At 66.8% G+C, this 19,590-nt stretch carries 15 protein-coding genes and 1 tRNA gene; 8 read left to right on the top strand and 8 right to left on the bottom strand.

Annotation, left to right across the window (positions count from 1 at the left end; translation table 11 throughout):
- Positions 1 to 172 precede the first annotated feature (172 nt).
- Complete coding sequence (locus VK682_RS02605) at positions 173 to 1,738, top strand: 2-isopropylmalate synthase (RefSeq protein ID WP_230795003.1); 1,566 nt, start codon at positions 173 to 175, stop codon at positions 1,736 to 1,738.
- A gap of 124 nt (positions 1,739 to 1,862) precedes the next feature.
- Positions 1,863 to 2,783, top strand: coding sequence for a glycosyltransferase (locus VK682_RS02600; protein WP_165616818.1), 921 nt, complete (start codon positions 1,863 to 1,865; stop codon positions 2,781 to 2,783).
- Here VK682_RS02600 and rfbD read toward each other — a convergent pair.
- On the bottom strand, positions 2,780 to 3,631 hold the full coding sequence (rfbD, locus tag VK682_RS02595; protein WP_324781378.1) for a dTDP-4-dehydrorhamnose reductase: 852 nt from the start codon (positions 3,629 to 3,631) through the stop codon (positions 2,780 to 2,782). The genes VK682_RS02600 and rfbD overlap by 4 nt on opposite strands.
- A gap of 30 nt (positions 3,632 to 3,661) precedes the next feature.
- The gene (locus VK682_RS02590; RefSeq protein WP_089847631.1) at positions 3,662 to 4,648 is read right to left on the bottom strand and encodes a 2-hydroxyacid dehydrogenase; all 987 of its coding nucleotides are present in this window, start codon (positions 4,646 to 4,648) and stop codon (positions 3,662 to 3,664) included.
- 106 nt (positions 4,649 to 4,754) lie between these two features.
- Between VK682_RS02590 and VK682_RS02585 the strand changes: the two genes are divergently transcribed.
- Complete coding sequence (locus VK682_RS02585; RefSeq protein ID WP_324781377.1) at positions 4,755 to 5,255, top strand: SH3 domain-containing protein; 501 nt, start codon at positions 4,755 to 4,757, stop codon at positions 5,253 to 5,255.
- 9 nt (positions 5,256 to 5,264) lie between these two features.
- Here VK682_RS02585 and VK682_RS02580 read toward each other — a convergent pair whose 3' ends face one another.
- The gene (locus tag VK682_RS02580; protein ID WP_324781376.1) at positions 5,265 to 6,176 is read right to left on the bottom strand and encodes a lipid A-modifier LpxR family protein; all 912 of its coding nucleotides are present in this window, start codon (positions 6,174 to 6,176) and stop codon (positions 5,265 to 5,267) included.
- Between the two features lie 516 nt (positions 6,177 to 6,692).
- Here VK682_RS02580 and katG point away from each other — a divergent pair.
- The 3 genes from katG to VK682_RS02565 all read left to right on the top strand — a co-directional run bounded on the left by katG (position 6,693) and on the right by VK682_RS02565 (position 11,029).
- A complete protein-coding gene (gene katG, locus VK682_RS02575) occupies positions 6,693 to 8,918 on the top strand; it encodes a catalase/peroxidase HPI (RefSeq protein ID WP_230794996.1) in 2,226 nt (741 codons plus the stop codon).
- A 695-nt stretch (positions 8,919 to 9,613) separates the two neighbouring features.
- On the top strand, positions 9,614 to 10,222 hold the full coding sequence (locus tag VK682_RS02570; protein WP_230795126.1) for a sugar transferase: 609 nt from the start codon (positions 9,614 to 9,616) through the stop codon (positions 10,220 to 10,222).
- Between the two features lie 126 nt (positions 10,223 to 10,348).
- Positions 10,349 to 11,029 carry a class I SAM-dependent methyltransferase gene (locus VK682_RS02565; RefSeq protein ID WP_230794994.1) on the top strand — a complete coding sequence of 227 codons (681 nt, stop codon included), beginning with the start codon at positions 10,349 to 10,351 and terminating at the stop codon, positions 11,027 to 11,029.
- Here VK682_RS02565 and VK682_RS02560 read toward each other — a convergent pair.
- On the bottom strand, positions 10,992 to 11,924 hold the full coding sequence (locus VK682_RS02560) for a LysR family transcriptional regulator (RefSeq protein WP_324781375.1): 933 nt from the start codon (positions 11,922 to 11,924) through the stop codon (positions 10,992 to 10,994). The two genes, VK682_RS02565 and VK682_RS02560, sit on opposite strands and share 38 nt — an antisense overlap.
- 220 nt (positions 11,925 to 12,144) lie before the next feature.
- On the opposite strand from VK682_RS02560, the gene betC reads away from it, so the two are divergent.
- Positions 12,145 to 13,668 carry a choline-sulfatase gene (gene betC / locus VK682_RS02555; protein WP_230794992.1) on the top strand — a complete coding sequence of 508 codons (1,524 nt, stop codon included), beginning with the start codon at positions 12,145 to 12,147 and terminating at the stop codon, positions 13,666 to 13,668.
- Positions 13,669 to 13,765: 97 nt separating this feature from the next.
- On the top strand, positions 13,766 to 15,427 hold the full coding sequence (locus VK682_RS02550; RefSeq protein ID WP_230794991.1) for a BCCT family transporter: 1,662 nt from the start codon (positions 13,766 to 13,768) through the stop codon (positions 15,425 to 15,427).
- A 115-nt stretch (positions 15,428 to 15,542) separates the two neighbouring features.
- On the opposite strand, the gene VK682_RS02545 is transcribed toward VK682_RS02550, so the two are convergent.
- From VK682_RS02545 to VK682_RS02530, 4 genes are all read right to left on the bottom strand, one after another.
- Positions 15,543 to 15,618, bottom strand: a tRNA-Thr gene (locus VK682_RS02545).
- A gap of 44 nt (positions 15,619 to 15,662) precedes the next feature.
- The gene (locus VK682_RS02540; RefSeq protein ID WP_230794990.1) at positions 15,663 to 17,162 is read right to left on the bottom strand and encodes a heme biosynthesis protein HemY; all 1,500 of its coding nucleotides are present in this window, start codon (positions 17,160 to 17,162) and stop codon (positions 15,663 to 15,665) included.
- Positions 17,163 to 17,178: 16 nt separating this feature from the next.
- Complete coding sequence (locus tag VK682_RS02535; protein ID WP_230794988.1) at positions 17,179 to 18,783, bottom strand: COG4223 family protein; 1,605 nt, start codon at positions 18,781 to 18,783, stop codon at positions 17,179 to 17,181.
- 13 nt (positions 18,784 to 18,796) lie between these two features.
- Complete coding sequence (locus VK682_RS02530; RefSeq protein WP_230794987.1) at positions 18,797 to 19,579, bottom strand: uroporphyrinogen-III synthase; 783 nt, start codon at positions 19,577 to 19,579, stop codon at positions 18,797 to 18,799.
- Positions 19,580 to 19,590: the final 11 nt, after the last annotated feature.

Genomic DNA, 19,590 nt, shown 5'->3' with positions numbered 1-19,590 from the left:
TGACCCTTGGCCACATTCCCGCAGCCCTGCGCGCCCCCGGCGCGCCGCTTGCGCTTGGCCTGCGTCTTCTCCTAATCCGCCTCTGAGCGCGCATCACGGCGCGACCGCTCAGAGGAGGACCGTTTCGCGCCGCGAACCCCACAGGACGAAGACATTCAGGAAAGTCCCCGACATGACCGACGATTCCAAATCCCGCGTCTATATCTTTGACACGACGCTCCGCGACGGCGAACAGTCCCCCGGCGCCACCATGACCCATGCCGAAAAGCTCGAAATCGCCGAGCTGCTGGAAGATATGGGCGTGGACATCATCGAGGCCGGGTTTCCCATCGCCTCCGAAGGCGATTTCCGCGCCGTGTCCGAAATCGCGCAGCGCAGCAAGACGGCAGTGATCTGCGGTCTGGCCCGCGCCCAGCTTGGCGACATCGACCGCTGCTGGGAGGCGGTGAGACAGGCGCCGCGCCCGCGCATCCACACGTTTATCGGCACCTCGCCGCTGCACCGCGCCATTCCCAATCTCAGCATGGACGAGATGGCCGACCGCATCCACCAGACGGTCACCCATGCCCGCAACCTGTGCGACAACGTGCAGTGGTCGCCCATGGACGCAACCCGCACCGAATGGGATTACCTCTGCCGCGTGGTGGAGATCGCCATCAAGGCGGGCGCCACCACCATCAACATCCCCGATACCGTGGGCTATACCGCGCCGCGCGAATCCGCCGACCTGATCCGTCGCCTGATCCAGACGGTGCCCGGCGCGGACGAGGTGATTTTTGCCACGCATTGCCACAACGATCTGGGCCTTGCGACCGCCAACACGCTGGCCGCCGTCGAAGGCGGCGCGCGGCAGGTGGAATGCACGATCAACGGTCTGGGCGAACGCGCGGGCAACACCGCGCTGGAAGAGGTGGTGATGGCGCTGAAGGTGCGGGGCGACATCATGCCCTTCGCCACCGGCGTCGACACCCGCAAGATCATGCATATCTCGCGCCGCGTCTCCAGCGTGTCGGGCTTCCCGGTGCAGTTCAACAAGGCCATCGTCGGCAAGAACGCCTTTGCGCATGAATCCGGCATCCATCAGGACGGCATGCTGAAGAACAAGGAAACGTTCGAGATCATGCGCCCCGAGGATGTGGGCCTTGCCGGCACCTCGCTGCCGCTTGGCAAGCATTCGGGCCGCGCCGCATTGCGCGCCAAGCTGCGGGATCTTGGCGTCGAGGTGGGCGACAACCAGCTTAAGGACATCTTCGTGCGGTTCAAGGATCTGGCCGACCGCAAGAAAGAGGTGTTCGACGAGGACATCCTCGCGCTGGTCACCGCCGCCATGACCGAAGGCGCCGACCATCTGGAAATCGTCTCGCTGAAGGTGGTCTGTGGCACTGGCGGCCCGGCAGAGGCCGTTCTGGAGATGGAAGTGGGCGGGCAGGAAATGTCCACCACGATGGAAGGCGACGGCCCGGTGGATGCCACCTTCAAGGCGGTGCGTGCGCTTTATCCCAACAAGGCGCGGCTGCAGCTTTATCAGGTGAACGCCGTGACCGAAGGCACCGACGCGCAGGCCACCGTGTCGGTCCGGCTGGAGGAAGACGGCAAGATCGCCACCGGCCAGTCCGCCGATACCGATACGGTCTATGCCTCGGCCAAGGCCTATGTGAACGCGCTGAACCGGCTGCATGTGCGCCGCAGCAAGACCGGCACCGACACCAAGGAAATCAGCTACAAGGATGTAAGCTGATCCGCCTTGGATCTGCCCGACCGGCCCGGCAGGAAGCTGCCGGGCCGCTTTTCTCGCGGCTTGCCGTTTGCCCCTGCCCGGCGGATGATGCAGCCAGCGAAGGACAGGTTTCCGGCCAAGGATGATGACCCCCAAGACCCAGATCACCATCCTGATGGCGACGTGGAACGGCGCCGCACATCTGGCGGCGCAGCTTGAGTCGATCGCGGCCCAGACCCATCACGACTGGCGGCTCTGGGTCGGCGATGACGGATCCACCGATGACACGCGCGACATTCTGGCCGACTTCGCCGCCCGCGTCCCGCAGGAGGTGCGGCTGTTCGACGGGCCCCGGCGCGGCGTGGCGGCGAATTTCCTGACCCTGCTCTGCCGTCAGGATCTGCCGCCCGGCCCGGTCGCCTTCTGCGATCAGGATGACATCTGGTATCCGCACCGGCTGGACCGCGCGCTGGACCGGCTGGGGGCAGCACCGGGTGTGGCGCTTTACTGTTCGCGCACCGATCTGGGGCATGATCCCGACCATCCGCGCGCCACCTCGCCGCTCTGGCAGCGCCCGCCCTGTTTCCGCAACGCGCTGATCCAGACCGTGGCGGGCGGCAACACCATGGTGCTGTCCCCCGAGGCGGTGGCGCTGGCGCGCGAGGCGGGCGCCGATCCGCTGCCCGCCTTTCATGACTGGTGGTTCTACCTGCTGGTGACCGGGGCGGCGGGGCGCATCCTGTATGACGCGCAGCCCACGCTGTTCTACCGCCAGCACGAGGAAAACACGCTGGGCCGCAACCGCGGCTTCGGCGCGCGTTACGCCCGGCTGGGCACCATCTGGCAGGGGCGCTATCACCACTGGATGACCCGCAACATCCGCGCGCTGCAGCGCAACCAGCATCTGCTGACCCCGGAAAACCGGGCGCTGCTGACGGAATTTGCCGCCCTGCGCCGCCGCAAGGGGCCACGGGTGGTGGCGGGCTGGCAGCGGCTGGGGCTGCACCGTCAGGGCCGCATGGAAACCCTGCTGATGGCGGGCGCCGCGATGCTGGGCCGGATCTAGGCGCGCTGGCCCAGATCCTCCAGAATCCGCGACAGACCGGCGCGCCAGTCGGGCCGCGCAACGCCAAAGACCGCTTCGGTCGCGCGGTTGTCCATGCGTGAATTCTGCGGGCGCGTGGCGGGGGTGGGATAGTCCGAGGAGGGAATGTCCGCCACTTCGCAGCTGATCCCCGCCTGCGCAAAGATCTCGCGCGCAAAATCCGCCCAGCTGACATCGGGGCCGCCGGAAATGTGATAGGTGCCGGTCTTGTCCGGATCCTGCACCAGCTGCGCCGCAGCGGCAAGGCACAGTGCCGCGATATCGGCGGCAGGGGTCGGCCCGCCCACCTGATCGGCCACGATGGTCAGCCGGTCGCGCTCTGCCCCCAGCCGCAGCATGGTCTTGACGAAATTGCTGCCATGCGCCGACACCACCCAGCTGGTGCGGAAGATGGCATGGACCCCGCCCGCCGCGCGCACCGCCTCTTCGCCTGCAAGCTTGGTGCGGCCATAGGCGCCCAAGGGACCGGTGGGATGGTCGGGGGCAAAGGGCGTCTCTCCGGCACCGTCAAAGACGTAATCGGTGGAGATATGGATGAAGGGAATGCCCAGATCGGCGCAGGCCCGCGCCATGGCGCCCGGCGCTTCGGCATTGATGACGCGCGCCAGATCTTCCTCGGTTTCGGCGCGGTCCACGGCGGTATAGGCGGCGGCATTGATCACCACATCCGGCGCTTCGGCGCGGATCGCCTCTGCGCAGTCGGCGGGATCGGCCAGATCCGCCTCGTCGCGACCCAGCGCATTGACCTGCGCCTGCCGCTGCACCTCGCAGGCGACCTGTCCGGTCTTGCCGAAAACCATGATCCGCATTCTACCGTCCGTCCTTTCGTGGAGCCGCTGTCAGAGCATTGCCGGAACGACCTGATCCGGCGGGCGGTGCCCGTCGGCAAAGGTCTTTACGTTGATGATCACTTTCTCGCCCATCTCGACCCGGCCTTCCAGCGTGGCCGAGCCCATATGCGGCAGCATCACCACATTGGGCATGTTCACCAGATCCGGATGACCCTTGATGCCGTGCTGGTAGACATCCAGCCCCGCGCCGCCCAAGTCCCGCGCCTTCAGCATCCGGGTCAGCGCCGCCTCGTCGATCACCTCGCCGCGCGAGGTGTTGACCAGCACCGCGCTTGGCTTCATCAGCTTCAGCCGCCGCGCGTTCAGCAGGTGAAAGGTCGAAGGCGTGTGCGGGCAGTTGACCGAAATCACGTCCATCCGCGCCACCATCTGGTCAAGGCTTTCCCACCACGTCGCCTCCAGCGCCTCTTCGGTCTCGGGGCGCAGGCGGCGGCGGTTGTGGTAATGGATCTGCATCCCGAAGGCGCGGGCGCGCCGCGCCACCGCCTGCCCGATGCGGCCCATGCCAAGGATCCCCAGCCGCTTGCCGCCCAGCCGCGCGCCAAGAAACGCCGTCGGCGCCCAGCCCTGCCACTGGTCGGCCTGCATCACCGCCAGACCTTCCTGCATCCGCCGGGTGACGGCCAGCATCAGCCCCATCACCATGTCGGCGGTGTCGTCGGTCATCACCCCGGGGGTGTTCGACACCATGATGCCGCGCGCCCGGGCGGTTTCCACATCGATATGGTCGACCCCGGCGCCGTAATTCGCGATCAGCCGCAGGTTCGGCCCCGCCTGACCGATCAGCCCGGCATCGATCACATCGGTGATGGTGGGCACCAGCACGTCAGCCGAGGCGACCGCCGCGACCAGTTCGGCGCGGGTCATCGGCGTGTCATCCTCGCGCAGCGTCACGTCGAACAGTTCGGTCAGGCGCGTTTCCACCACTTCGGGCAGGCGTCGCGTCACGACAACACTCAGGCGTTTTTGCGGCATCGCGGGTCAGCCTCCCTATGCAACGCAGATCTGCTTTGGCACAGTGTCGCATGACTGGACGGGGCACAAGAACCCCGCCGGAAAATCTCGGGCAGGACGCGGAGCAATGATCAGGAAAACTGTGTTGGCCGGACTGGTTGCCGCCCTGCTCTGCGGCAGCGGAGCGCTGGCCGAGGAAGAGCGCGGATCGGTCACCAACCTGCCGCTGCCGCGGTTCGTGTCGCTGAAATCCAGCGAGGTGAACGTGCGGCGCGGTCCGTCGCTGACCCATCGCATCGACTGGGTTTACAAACGCCGCGACCTTCCGGTCGAGGTGACGGCGGAATATGGCCACTGGCGCCGGGTGCGCGACCGGGACGGCGCCGGGGGCTGGGTGCATTATTCGCTGCTGTCCGGCGTCCGCACCGTGATCGTGGATCAGGACATGCTGGAACTTCACAGCCGCGCCGATGGCAATTCCCCGGTGGAGGCGAAGCTCGCGCTTGGCGTGGTGGCCAGACTGGGCGAATGCGTGGTCGACTGGTGCGAGATTTCGGCGGGCGGTTATGACGGCTGGGCGCCCAAGGCCACGCTCTGGGGCGTGGATCCCGAAGAACTGCGCGACTGACCCGCAGGCCTAGAACGACACCTGCAGCCGCAACGAGCCGACAAGCTGGCCCTCGGGCTGGGCGTCGAATTCCCGGCCCAGCCAAGTCAGGCCGTAAAACAGCGCCATCCGGTCGCCCTGCCAGTGCAGGCCCGCCCGCAGCCTTTCACGGGTGGCGCGCAGATCGGCGCCCGAGCTTTCGGGCAGGAACGCGCTTTCCGCCACATGGGCGATGTCGGCGCCAAAGACCAGCGCCATGCCCGGCACCGGATCGGTGATGACCCGGTAGCGCTGCCCGGTTACCGGATCGCGCACCAGAAGCTCGCCCTGCCCCACGCGGCCCAGCGTCAGGTCGACCCCGGCGCGCAGCAGGCTTTCCGCCCCCAGCCGCACCTCGGCAAAGGGCCGCAGCCGGGCGCGGCCAAAGTCCAGCTCGCGCCCGGCTTCGGCGACCAGCGTCGGGTGCAGCCCGTCCTTCACCTGATCGTCCAGCACCGAAGGCGGCACCGTCACCGCCCCGACGCTGTCATGCATCGCGGTCTGCAGCTCTCCCAGACGGGTCTGCGGGCCGGTCACCACCAGATCGCCGCCCAGCGACCAGTCCAGATCCCCCCGGCTGAAATGCGTGTGCAGCCCCAGTGACAGCGCCCCGGCAAAGGGCCGGTCGTCTGGGTCGGGCTGGCGCAGATCGCCCGGCGCCATCACCTGCACGCCAAGCCGCAGCTCCAGCAGCTCGAAAGGCTGCAGCGGCGCCCGTCCGGACCAGCCCCGCCCCCAGATCCGGCTGGAAGCGACCGATCCCGTCTGCCAGCGGTCGTGCACGTCACCGAAGGAATCATTGGTCAGAAGCCGCCCGTAGCCCAGCCTGACCCGGTCTTCGGCCCGTGCTGCGGAACTGAGCGAGATCACGGCCAAAGCGGCCAGCAGAATGCTGCGGAACATGAAAAAATCTCTCGTCACTGCGGACTGGCGGGCCGGTCCTTAAATTCCCTGCTCTCCTCTATCGCGGAGGTGCGGGCGCCCTGTCAACGCGGGCGGAGGGGGGCCGGGCCGACCATGCCCCATTGGACACGGGCGCATTTGCGCGGTAACAGGCGGGGCAGGTTCAGAAACAAAGGCGCCATGGTCAGACCGCATCCGACATCGCCCGCGCAGTTCGTGCATCCCGGCGCGGCGAGCCATGGCGATCTGGGTATGATCACCGCCGCCAATGTAGCGCCGACCGTTGACGCCCGCATCGCCGACAGCGCGCGCCGGATGACGTGGCCAAGGACCGCTTCTGATAAGACCATCCTATCAAATCGATTAGAAAATACGACTTAATCTGATTGCAACTCTGCGCTAGGGTCACGCGCGAAAAGACAGGACGCAGAGTCGCGGCTGCGGCGCTTCGCTGTTTTTCGCAAGGTGCCCGCACGGGGCCAAGAGCCAGACATTCAGCCAATCCGGGAGATCCTTATGGACGGAAACGATATCAACGCAGGCGGCAAATGCCCCGTCCTGCATGGCGCGCTCAAGCCTGACACCTTCGGCGGGCGTTCCAACCGCGACTGGTGGCCCAATGCGCTGAACCTGACGATCCTGCACCAGCATGGTCCCGCCGCGAACCCGATGGGCATGGAATTCAACTATGCCGACAAGTTCAAGGCGCTGGATCTGGACGCGGTCAAGGCCGACCTCTTCGCCCTGATGACCGACAGTCAGGACTGGTGGCCCGCCGATTACGGCCATTACGGCCCGTTCTTCATCCGCATGGCATGGCATTCCGCCGGCACCTACCGCACCGCCGATGGCCGGGGCGGCGCCTGCTCCGGCTCGCAGCGCTTCGCGCCGCTGAACAGCTGGCCGGACAATGCCAACCTCGACAAGGCCCGCCGCCTGCTCTGGCCGGTGAAGCAGAAATACGGCGACGCGCTCAGCTGGGCCGACCTGATGATCCTTGCGGGCAACTGCGCCATCGAATCGATGGGCGGCAAGGTCTTCGGCTTTGGCGGCGGTCGCGTCGACGTGTGGGAGCCCGAGGAAGACATCTACTGGGGCACCGAAGAGGAATGGCTTGCCACCTCTGACAAGCAGGGCAGCCGCTATTCCGGCGAGCGCGTGCTGGAAAACCCGCTGGCCGCCGTGCAGATGGGCCTGATCTACGTCAACCCCGAAGGCCCGGACGGCAAGCCCGATCCGCTCGCCTCGGCCCGCGACATCCGCGAGACCTTCGCGCGCATGGCGATGAACGACGAAGAAACCGTGGCGCTGACCGCAGGCGGCCACACCTTCGGCAAGTGCCACGGCGCGGGCGATGCCTCGCTGGTGGGGGCAGAGCCCGAGGGCGAGGACATCGCCGCACAGGGCTTTGGCTGGACCTCGACCTACGAGTCCGGCAAGGGCGGCCACACCATCACCTCCGGCATCGAAGGGGCATGGACGCCGAACCCGATCAAATGGGACAACGGCTATTTCGACATGCTGTTCGGCTTCGAATGGGAGCTGACCAAATCCCCCGCTGGCGCATGGCAGTGGGAACCGCGCGATGTCGACGAGGCGCATATGGCCCCTTCGGCCCATGACGCGGCGACCAAGGTCAAGACCATGATGACCACCGCCGACATGGCGATGCGCGCCGATCCGGTCTACGAACAGATCTCGCGCCGCTTCCATGCCAATCCCGACCAGTTCGCCGATGCCTTCGCCCGCGCGTGGTTCAAGCTGACCCACCGCGACATGGGCCCGAAGAACCTGTATCTGGGCAAGGACGTGCCCGCCGAGGATCTGCTGTGGCAGGATCCGATTCCGGCCTGCGATCACCCGCTGGTCGATGCCGCCGACATCGCGGCGCTGAAGGCGCAGATTCTGGCATCCGGCCTGACCATTCCCGAACTGGTCTCCACCGCATGGGCCTCTGCCGCGACCTTCCGCGGATCGGACAAGCGCGGCGGGGCCAATGGCGCCCGCATCCGCCTGGCCCCGCAGAAGGACTGGGACGTGAACCAGCCCGAGCAGCTGGCCCGCGTGCTGTCGGTGCTGGAAGGCATCCAGAGCAGCTTCAACACCTCCGCCACCGGCGGCAAGAAGGTGTCGCTGGCGGATCTGATCGTGCTGGGCGGCACGGCGGCGGTCGAACAGGCGGCCAAGGATGGCGGCCATGACGTCGAGGTGCCGTTCACCCCGGGCCGCATGGATGCCAGCGCCGAGCAGACCGATGCCGAAAGCTTCGATCCGCTGGAGCCGGAAGCCGACGGGTTCCGCAACTATCTGAAGGCCGATTACACCGTGCCGACGGAAAAGCTGCTGGTGGACCGCGCACAGCTGCTGACCCTGACCGCGCCGGAAATGACCGTGCTGGTCGCGGGCCTGCGGGTTCTGGGCGCCACGCACAAGGGATCGACCGACGGCGTGCTCACCACCCGCGTCGGCACGCTGAGCAACGATTTCTTCGTGAACCTGCTCGACATGAAGACCGCGTGGAAGCCGGTTGAAGGCTCCAACCAGCGCTTCATCGGCACCGACCGCGAGACGGGCGAAGAAAAATGGACCGGCACCCGTGTCGATCTGGTCTTCGGCTCCAACTCGCAGCTGCGGGCGCTGGCCGAGGTCTATGCCTCGAACGGCAACGAGGGCAAGTTTGTCCGCGACTTCGTCCGCTCCTGGACCAAGGTGATGAACGCCGACCGGTTCGATCTGGTCTGAGCCACTCCCGGACGCGGCCTGCGCCGCGTCCGGCCCCCTCCGCCGCCGCGCGGGCCCCTTCCCCCAGCTTCACGATTCGCCACTTCGGCCCGCCACGGGCGCCGTCGGGCGGGGTTTGCTGCCCGGATCCCCCTCCAAGGCATGGCGGTCTTCCGCCAGAATGATGCAGCGCTGGCGCATAATTGGGCAGCGAATGCTGCGTCGCAGAAATTTAATAAAATGATTGCGCCACCTCAACCTTTGCTTGCAAAATTAATGCGTCTTGCCTAAACCCCGGGCAAGACATAGCAGAGCATTAGCCCGGTCTTGTAAAAATTAAGGAATAACAAGACGATAGCGCTGGTCGCATCTGCCCGGAAGTTAGACGCAGTGCCTTGACCCAGTGACTCGATCCGTCGCGAGACAACGGAAGTTTCTTAGGTAACAGCGCCGATTGCCAAAACCGGGCAGCGGCAATGCTGCAGCTGCATATCGACATGTGAGTGTTGCGTTAGTAGTGTTAACAAACGATTAAGTGGTCTGAAGGTTTTGCAGATCGCGTCCGTGTTTTTCTGGGCGCTGAATATTTACAGAAACCTCTTGCCAGAAAAATTAGGAGCTGAACCGTGGGTGCGATGAATTTCATGGATATGAGTGACGCGACGCCCGTCACCTTCCGCGCCAGAAAGATCGCTGTCCGGAACGAAGGCCGCACGATGTACACCCGTTTCGGGAAGCGCGCACTGGATCTGACCCTTGCCATCGCGATGCTTCCCCTGCTGCTGCCCGTAATTACCGTGCTGTGGCTGCTGACCCGCCGCGACGGAGGCCCCGGCTTTTTCGGGCATCGCCGCGTGGGCCGGAACGGCAAGTCGTTCCGCTGCTGGAAAATCCGCACGATGGTGGTTGATGCCGAAGCCAAGCTGCAGCAGCATCTGGCGGACAACCCCGAGGCTGCGGCAGAATGGGCCCGCGACCACAAGCTGACCAACGACCCGCGCATCACGCGGATCGGCAACTTCCTCCGCAGGACCAGCCTTGATGAGCTGCCGCAGATCTGGAACGTGCTGAAAGGCGAGATGAGCTTTGTCGGCCCGCGTCCCGTGACCCGCGTCGAGATGAAGAAATACGGCTTTTACCGCACCGCCTATCTGTCGATGCGGCCGGGCATCACCGGGCTCTGGCAGGTGTCGGGCCGCAACGATGTCAGCTATGACGAACGGGTGCGGATGGACGTGCAGTATCTGAGCGATGCCAGCCTTGCCAACGATCTCAAGCTGATCCTTGGCACCGGCATGGCGGTTCTGGGCAGCACCGGACGCTGACCCTGTCGGCCTGACATCCAGAGGACCACATTGATCCGCCACGCAGCCCGCTGCGTGGCGGTTTCCGATTCAGCCGCCGCGATTTTGCCACTGGACTTGCGCGCGGGCTGTGCGCATGTGCGCGCCATGGCCCAATCCCCCTATGACACCCCCGGATTCTATGACACCGCCGTCGCCACCGGGCGGCATCGCGACATCGTGGGGGGCCGCTGGGAGGAGACCGGGCGCGCGCAGATGGCCGTGCTGCAGGCGGCGGGGCTGCTGCCGCAGCATCACCTGCTGGACATCGGCGCGGGCGCGCTGCGGCTGGGATGCAAGGCCGTGCCCTATCTGGAGCCGGGCCATTACTGGGCCACCGATGCCTCGCGTGCGCTGATGCTGGCGGGGCATGCGCGCGAACTGGCGGATCCGGCGCGGCTTGATCCGGCGCAGCTGGTGCAGGATGCCGAATTTGACTGTCCCGGCATCCCCGACACCATCACCCATGCCATCGCCTTTGCCGTCTTTCCGCATCTGCCCATGGCGGCGCTGCGCCGCGCGCTGACCTGCCTGCAGCGCTTTCCCCGGCTGGAACAGCTGCTGTTCACCGTGTTTCTGGTGCCCGACGCGGCGCAGGCCGCCCGCCCCTACCGGCAGCGCGACGGGGTGGTGACCCATGACCTGCGCGTGCCCTATCACGTGCTGGCGGAGGATGTGGCGCATATGGCCCGCGTCACCGGCTGGGCGCTGACCCGCCATGACACCCTGCTGCCGCGCGGGCAGGTGCTGTTCAGTGCGCGGCCTCTGGCCCGGTCAGACGCAGGCTGATCCAGTCGAACACCGCCCGCACCTCTGCCGCCGGGCGCGGGGCCGTCATCCGCAGCACATAGCCCTGATCGCTTTCCGCCTCGGTCTCGAAGGCGGGCACCAGCCGTCCCGCCGCCAGACGGCTGTCGATCAGGCCGCGCCACCCCAGCGCGATGCCTAGACCCTCTTCGGCGGACTGGATGACGTGGTCATAGCTGCTGAAGCTCAGCCGGTCGCCGCTGCCGGACAGCGACAGGCCGTGATGCTGCAGCCAGCGCGGCCAAGTGAACCAAGGTGCGACCGCCACGCTGGTCAGGTCGATCAGCGGCAGATCCAGCAGGTCGCGCAGCTGTCGCATCTGCGGATGCCGCGCCTTGAACCCGGGGCTGCACACCGCCACCACCCGTTCCGGGAACAGGCAGCGGACGCGCGGCCCGTCGGCGCAGCGCGGTTCCATCCGCACGGTCAGATCCGCCATGCCGTCAGCCTCGCGGTCGGGAAGCTGGCGGCTGAGCAGCGACAGGCGCAGGCTGTCATGATCGGCGCAGAGCGCGGGAAAGATCGGCAGCAGCCGGAAACTGGCCAGCGCCAGATCGGTTTCGATGACCACCGCGCGGCGCTTCGGGCGCTGCTGCAGCCGCAGGAAGGCGGCGCTGGCCTCGCGCAGATGCGGCTCCACCGCGTCGCGCAGATCCTGCCCGGCCCGGGTCAGCGCCACGCCGCGCCGCTGGCGCAGCAGCAGCGGCTTGCCCAGACTGTCCTCCAGCGACTTCATCCGCTGGCTCAGCCGCGGCTGCGACAGGCCGCAAAGCTCAGCCGCGCGCGACAGCTGGCCACAGTCGGCCACCAGCAGGAACAGGCACAGATCGGCGCTGTAGCGGGCGAAGAAGCTATAAGGATTGCTAAAGTCAGACATTAGAGGATTCGGCAGTGCATTCACGGAAAAGTCAATTAACCTTAGCTGGACTCATATCAGGTTTCCGAATGACAGCCGGTGCCGCCGCGGCCTGCCCAAAGCCGCGGCGCATGGGGCGCGTGCCGCGCGCCGGTTCCGGCAGACGGTCCTGGCCCACCCCGGCGTTTGCCGCCGGTCCTGCGGCACCCGCGCCGCGCCACGCAGTTGCAGAAAGCATGGAATGACCAATCCTTCGCGCCCGAACATCCTGATCTTCATGGTGGACCAGCTGAACGGCACGCTGTTTCCCGATGGCCCCGCAGACTGGCTGCACGCCCCCAACCTCAAGGCGCTGGCGGCGCGGTCGACCCGGTTCCGCAACGCCTATACCGCCTCGCCGCTCTGCGCGCCGGGACGGGCGAGCTACATGTCCGGGCAGCTGCCCTCGCGCACCGGAGTCTATGACAACGCGGCGGAATTCGCCTCCTCCATCCCGACCTATGCCCATCACCTGCGGCGGGCGGGCTACCAGACCGCCCTCTCTGGCAAGATGCATTTTGTCGGCCCCGACCAGCTGCACGGGTTCGAGGAACGGCTGACCACCGACATCTACCCGCCCGATTTCGGCTGGACCCCGGATTACCGCAAGCCCGGCGAGCGCATCGAATGGTGGTATCACAACATGGGCAGCGTCACCGGCGCGGGCGTGGCCGAGATCACCAACCAGATGGAATATGACGACGAGGTCGCCTATCACGCCACCCGCAAGGTCTATGATCTGGCGCGCGGCAAGGATGCGCGGCCATGGTGCCTGACCGTCAGCTTCACCCATCCGCATGATCCCTACGTGGCCCGCCGCAAATACTGGGATCTGTATGACGACTGCGCCCATCTGCTGCCCGAAGTGGCCCCCATCCCCTACGAGGATCAGGATCCGCATTCGCAGCGCATCTTCGACGCGAATGACTGGCGCAGCTATGACATCACCGATGACAACGTGCGCCGCGCCCGTCAGGGCTATTTCGCCAATATCTCCTATCTGGATGACAAGATCGGCGAGGTGATGGAGGCGCTGCGCGGCACCCGGGCCGAGGATAACACCATCATCCTGCTGGTGTCGGATCATGGCGACATGCTGGGCGAGCGCGGGTTGTGGTTCAAGATGAGCTTCTTTGAGGGCGCCTCGCGCGTGCCGCTGATGATCGCTGCGCCGCAGATGGCGCCGAGCCGGATCGACGCGCCGGTGAGCAATATCGACATCTGCCCGACCCTGTGTGATCTGGCGGGCGTGTCCATCGACGAGATCCGCGACTGGACCGATGGCGAAAGCCTTGTGCCGCTGGGACAGGGCGCCGACCGCGCCAGCCCCGTGGCGATGGAATATGCCGCCGAAGCCTCTTATGCGCCGATGGTGGCGCTGCGGCAGGGGCCGTGGAAATACACCCGCTGCGCGCTGGATCCGGACCAGTTGTTCAACCTGCAGTCCGACCCGCATGAACTGGCCAATCTGGCACAGGATCCGGCCCATGCCGACACGCTGGCGCGGTTCCGCGACATGGCGGATCACCGCTGGGATCTGGCCCGGTTCGATGCCGACGTGCGGCAAAGCCAGGCGCGGCGCTGGATCGTCTACGAGGCCCTGCGCAACGGCGCCTATTTCCCGTGGGATTTCCAGCCGCTGCAGAAGGCATCGGAGCGGTACATGCGCAACCACATGGATCTGAACGTGGTGGAAGACTCCCAGCGCTTCCCCCGCGGCGAATGACGCGCGCCCGGATGGGCGTGCCTCTGACCAACCCGGACCGCGCAAGGGCTTCGCGTCCGGGACACCCCAAAGCCCATGCAACAGGGAATAGGTGACTATGGCAAAACTCAAACCTCCTCTCTCCGACCTTCCGATCAAGACTGCGGAAAGCGGGTTCTACAGCGGCTTCAGCCTTGACGTCACGGTGACCTCAAAGCTCGCCGTCGGCGGCCTCGTGCTCTGGGCCGTGGCCTTTCCGGATCAGGCCGGGGCCGTGCTGGGCGGGCTCAACACCTTCATTCTTGCGAATTTCGCAAGCTGGTACATCTATGTGATGGCGCTGTTCGTGGTGGTCTGTCTGGCGCTGGCGATCTGGCCGGCAGCGGGCAAGCTGAAGCTGGGCCATGACGACGAAAAGCCGGAATTCGACAACTTCTCCTGGTTTTCCATGATGTTCGGCGCGGGCATCGGGGTCGGCATGCTGACATGGGCCGTGGCCGAGCCGATCTATCACTTCCGCACCAACCCGGACGTGATCCTTGGTCAGGCCACCTCCGAAGGCATGGACAACTTCCTGAACGCCTATAAATGGTCCTACCTGCACTGGGGCTTCTCGGCATGGTCCTCCTATGCGATTGCCGGGCTCGCGCTGGGATATTTCACCTATCGCCGCGGCCTGCCGCTGACCATCCGCTCCTCGCTGACGCCGCTTTTCGGCAAGGCGCTGTCGGGGCCCCTGGGCCATCTGGTCGACATCGTCGCCGTGATCGCCACCATCCTTGGCGTGGCGCAGACGCTGGGCTTCGGCGTGGAACAGTTCGTCGCGGGGATGAGCAAGATCGGCGTCGGCGCATGGCTGGTGAATGAAGAGGGCAACGCCTCCACCGCCGGGATCATCGTGGCCATCATCATCATCATGGGCGCCTCCACCCTGTCGGCGCTGTCCGGCGTGGGCAAGGGCATCAAGTGGCTGTCCAACATCAACATGGGGCTCAGCATCTTCCTGCTCGCCTTCCTGATGATCTTCGGCTCCACATGGTTCGGCATGCAGGCGCTGTTCATGGGCACGCTGAATTACCTGATCTCCCTGCCGGAAATGCTGTTCACCGTCTATCGCAGCGACGGCACCGAACCTTCCGCCGCGCTCTCGGGCTGGCAGGGTGGCTGGACCGTGTTCTACTGGGCATGGTGGGTGGCCTTCGCGCCCTTCGTCGGCCTGTTCCTTGCCCGCATCTCGCGCGGGCGGACGATCCGCGAATTCGTGCTGGGCGCGATGATCGTGCCGTCGCTGATGTGCTTCGTATGGTTCTCCTTCGCGGGCGGCACCGCCATCGACATGGAACTGAACGGCCTCGCCAATGGCGCCATCTTCGGCTCCACCGACGGCGCGAAGATCTTCACCATGACCGGCATCATGCTGGGCGACGTGCTGGGCTGGATCATGGCGGTGATCATCGTGATCCTGCTGATGACCTATCTGGTCACCTCCGCCGACTCCGCCGTGCTGATCGTGAACACCATCAACGCCGCAGGCGACGAAGGCCCCAAGGCGCGGCCCCACATCATCTTCTGGGGCGTGTCGCTGGGTCTGGTGGTGGCGGCGCTGCTGCTGGTCGGCGGGCTGACCGCGATCCAGACCGCCATGGTGATCGGCGCGCTGCCCTTCAGCGTGGTGATGGTGCTGATGTGCCTTGGCCTGTTCAAGGCGATCTACCGCGACGGCCTGCGCAACCGGCAGGGCGTCCAGTCGGTGACGGTGGACATCCCCGCCGCAGAGTGACGGAGAAGGACCGGACGCAGCGCCCCTGCGCCCGGACCTTCCTCCGCGAACGATCCGCAAACAGAAAAGCCGCCCCGGACGGGGCGGCTTTTTCTATGGTCTGACCTGAGAGTGGTGGTGCCGCTGAAGGGACTCGAACCCCCGACCCCATCATTACGAATGACGTGCTCTACCAGCTGAGCTACAGCGGCCTGGTGAGCGGCCTCTTAACACCGAGGCCGCTGCAGGGGAAGGGCTATTTTGCCTTCTCTTCGTGCATCTCCGGGGCCGTTTCCCGGACCGGATCCGCCTCTGCCGACGTGGTCGAGGGACCAAGGATTTCGGTCTGCGGGGCCTCCGCTTCGGGGTGTCTGCGGTCCTCCAGCTTGCCCACGATCAGCGGCAGCATCTCGGCGCCTGCCGGGGCCACGTCGGAATGCGGCGGGGTCTTCCAGCTGAGCGTGTCGAAGCCTTCGCAGTTCTCGCAGACCGGCTGCCAGTCGCGGTGGATGTGGTTGCAGTTGTCGCAGACCCATTGCGGGCCACGCGGCGCCACCAGCGCCTTGGCCAGCCAGCCGCGCACCACCGGCTCCTCGGCGCCCTCGCCCCGGGCAATGGCCGCCATGACGGTCAGCACCCGCGCGTCGGGCTCGCGGTCCACCAGATCGCCCATGGCGCGGCGCGCCTCGGGGAAATCCTCTGCGGCCAGCGCCAGTTCGGCCTTCAGCAGCCGGGTCTCGCGGTGGTCGGGCTTGATCGAGGTCAGGTCGCGGAACCGCTTCATGCGCTCGGCGGGGGTTTCCGCCGGGGCGATCTCGGCAAAGGCGGCGGCCAGATCGGGATGCGGCTCCACCGACCATGTCTTCTTGAGGATGCGCGCGGCATGTTTGGGATTGCCCTGCGCGATATAGGACCGCGCCGCCATGGCCGCCCCCGGGATCAGGTCGGGCGAGCCCTTGGAGGCGGCAATCGCCGCCTCGCGCGCCTCGATCGGCTTGTCCTCGTCAAAGATGTCCTTGGCTTCGGACAGGGCCAGCACCGCGTCGCGCCGCTTGTAGACATCGCGCGGCATGGATCCGTGGCGCAGCTTGGCCGACAGGGTGCGGCGGGCGCCCTGCCAGTCATGCTTGACCGCCTGCAGCTTCAGCAGGATGTCCTGCACCTCTTCATGCTTGGGCCGCAGCGCGAAGGCGCGTTCGGCCAGCTGCAGCGCGGTGTCGGTATCGCCCTTGGCCAGCTTCTGCTTCATCAGGCCCCGGATGCCGACAAACCGCGTCTCGTCGCGGGTGATCAGCGATTTGTAGACCTCTTCGGCCTTGCGCTGGTCGCCCGACATTTCCGCCGCCTGCGCGGTCAGCAGCGCCGTCACCTCGGGCTTGTGCAGGTAGCGTTCGGCCTTCTGCGCCTTGGCCATGGCCAGCTTGCCCTCGCCCGCCGCAAGCGCCAGCAGCCCTTCGGACAGCGCCTGATAGCCCTTGCGCTCGCGGTTGCGGTCGAAATGCCGCGACAGCGCCGTATCATCGCCATTGATGAATTTCAGCACCGCGATCAGCAGCGACACCGCCTTGAACACGATCCACAGCACCAGCACCAGCAGGATGGCGGCGATGACCGACTGCAGCGGCCCCAGCGTGAATTCCATGCCGCTGACGGTGATCTGCACCCCGCCTTGGCTTTCCATGACATAGCCGGCACCAAGGGTGAGGGCCGCCACAGCGGCAACGAAGAGAACGATCTTCAGAAGTGACCAGAGCATGGTGGCTCCCTTACCCTTATTCTTGGTTCAAATCTTGCGCGACGGCGTCTGCCGCGTCGAGCGCGCCCTGCCGGGTCTCGGCGCGGGCGGTCCAGCCGGTCAGCACCTCTGCGGCGGGGGCGGGCAGGGCCTCAAGCTCCTGAAGCGTGGCGGCAAGATCGCCGCTGCGCAGCGCCGCCTCGGCCCGCGACAGCACCGCATCGGGATCGGCCCCGTCCCGCGGCGTCACCGACCGGGCACCCAGCTGGTTGGCAAGGAAGGTCGTCACCCGCGCGGTGGTGTCTTCGGTGGTGGCCTCGGCCCGGCGGGCGGCGGAGAGCGCGTCACGGGCCAGCGGCGGAAACTCCTCGGTCAGCGCGGCCAGCGTCGGCACGCCCTCGGCGGCGGAGCTGGCCAGCACCTCGGGCACCGTCACGCCATTGGTGGTCAGCACCGACAGCGGTTCGTCATAAGGCATGCCGTCCCGCAGCGCGGTCGAGACATCGGCCAGCGCCGCGCGGGACTGCGCCAGCTGGGCCTGATCCGACGCATCGGCCTGCGCCGCCAGCGATTCCTGCGTCATGCGCTCCACCTCGGTGCGCTGCGCCTCGATGGCGCGGCGCACATCGGCCAGCGCCTCCTCATAGGCGGCCATCGCCTCCGGAGAGACCGACTCCTCCACGGGGCGGGATTCCAGCGTGTCGATGCGGCCCGCCAGATCGCCAAGCTGCGTGCCCTGATCGGACTGCGCCCCTTCCAGCGCACCAAGCCGGGAAGACAGATCCTCGGCCTGCGTCTGAAGGGCGGCCATGTCGATGCCCGCAAGCTGCGACGACAGATCCTCCACCCGGCCTTCCAGCGCGGTCAGCCGCTCTGCCTGACCGGAAAGACCGGTGGTCACCTCGTCCCGGAACGGGTCCGGCGCGCCTGCGGCAAAGGGCAGCGTGCCCGCCTGCCAGCTGGCCACGCCCCAGCCCAGACCTGCGGCGATCACCCCGCCCAGAACCATGGGCACGAAACCGCCCTTGCGCTCCACCACGGTCTCGCGGACCACCTGCGGCGCTGCGGCGGCGGGGGCAGCGGCGGCGGGCTCGGCCCGGTCGCCCGCGATCGTGTCGGCCTCGGTCATGGCGGCGGCCTGCGCCGCCTCCCCTTCCATGGCCTCACCCAGCGTGTGAATGGGCTCGTCCCGCTCCGTGGCGGGCAGGCTGTCGTCATGGCTCAGACTGTCATCGCCCGCCAGAACGCTGTCGTCGCCTGTCGTCAGGCTGTCATCGCCCGCCAAAACGCTGTCGTCGCCCATGGCCAGGCTGTCCTCGCGCGGCAGGCTTTCATCCCCGGCCATCAGCGGATCCGGCGCGGTCAGATCCTCCGCAGGCGTCAGGCTGTCCTCTGCCGCGGGCAGGGTTTCGTCCCCCGCCGTCAGGGTCTCGTCCGCCGTGATCCCGGCAGTGTCCTCGGCGGGCAGGCTGTCCTCTGCCCCGGCGGCCCCCAGCGTGTCGGGGGCCTGAGCGAGCGTGTCCGTGCCGGACGCGTCGGTCAGACCGTCCTCCGGATGACCCTCTGCTGCCTCCGCAGAGGACTGCTCCTTGCGGTCCGTCTGATCCTCGGCGCCGTCAACAGGCTTCTTTTTGTCGGCCACGCGCTCCACCCTTTCAAAATCTATGGTCCGGACCCGATTGCGGGCCGCTCTTTCCGGGACAACCTTCCACAGACGCGGGAGGCACCACAAGCGTTCCTGCGCTTTTGAGCAGTTTTCCCACCGCCTCGCGCATCAGCCCCGATTCCGGACGTGCCAAAATCTCCTGCTCTCTCAGATAGAGCCCCTGCAGCGCCACGGCCACCTCCGCGCTCATCGCTGCGACGAAAAGCGGCGCGCGGCAGGGCGCCTCCGCCGCAAAAAGCCGCGCCGTGCGTGGTGAAAAAAGCGGCACGACCACGGGGCGGTCGCCCTGCAGCGCGGCCCGGGCCTCGGGCGTCAGCGGGCGCGCGGGCTGGTCGTAAACCACCGCCTCCCGCACGGGCAGCCCCGCAGCGGTCAGCCGTTCCGCCAGCGCGCCGCGCGCAAACGTGCCGCGCAGATGCAACAGCGGCCCCTCTGGCGCATGGTCAAGGATCAGCGCCAGCAGGCTTTCGGCATCGCCCTGCGCCACCACCGGCACCAGCCCCACGTCGCGGGCAGCGCGGGCCGTCGCCTCTCCCACCACGAAACAGGGGGAGAGCGGCGGCCCCGCCAGCGCGGCATAGGCGCGAACCCCGTTGGCAGAGGTAAAGATCAGCCCGCGCACCCCCGCCAGATCGGGCAGCGGCCCGGTGGTCACGATGTCCAGCAGCGGGCTGACCAGCGGCTCTGCCCGTTCTGCCGCCAGTTCCGCCAGAAACCGCCGCGACTCACGCTCGGGGCGGGTCAGCAGCAGAAAGGGCGGAAGGGGCGGCATCGGCTCTCCGG

It is taken from the genome of Salipiger marinus, assembly GCF_035481585.1.
In the GTDB taxonomy this organism is placed as follows: Bacteria; Pseudomonadota; Alphaproteobacteria; order Rhodobacterales; family Rhodobacteraceae; genus Salipiger; species Salipiger marinus.
Note: the sequence above shows the minus strand (reverse complement) of the source record. Positions and strands in the feature narration are given on the sequence as shown.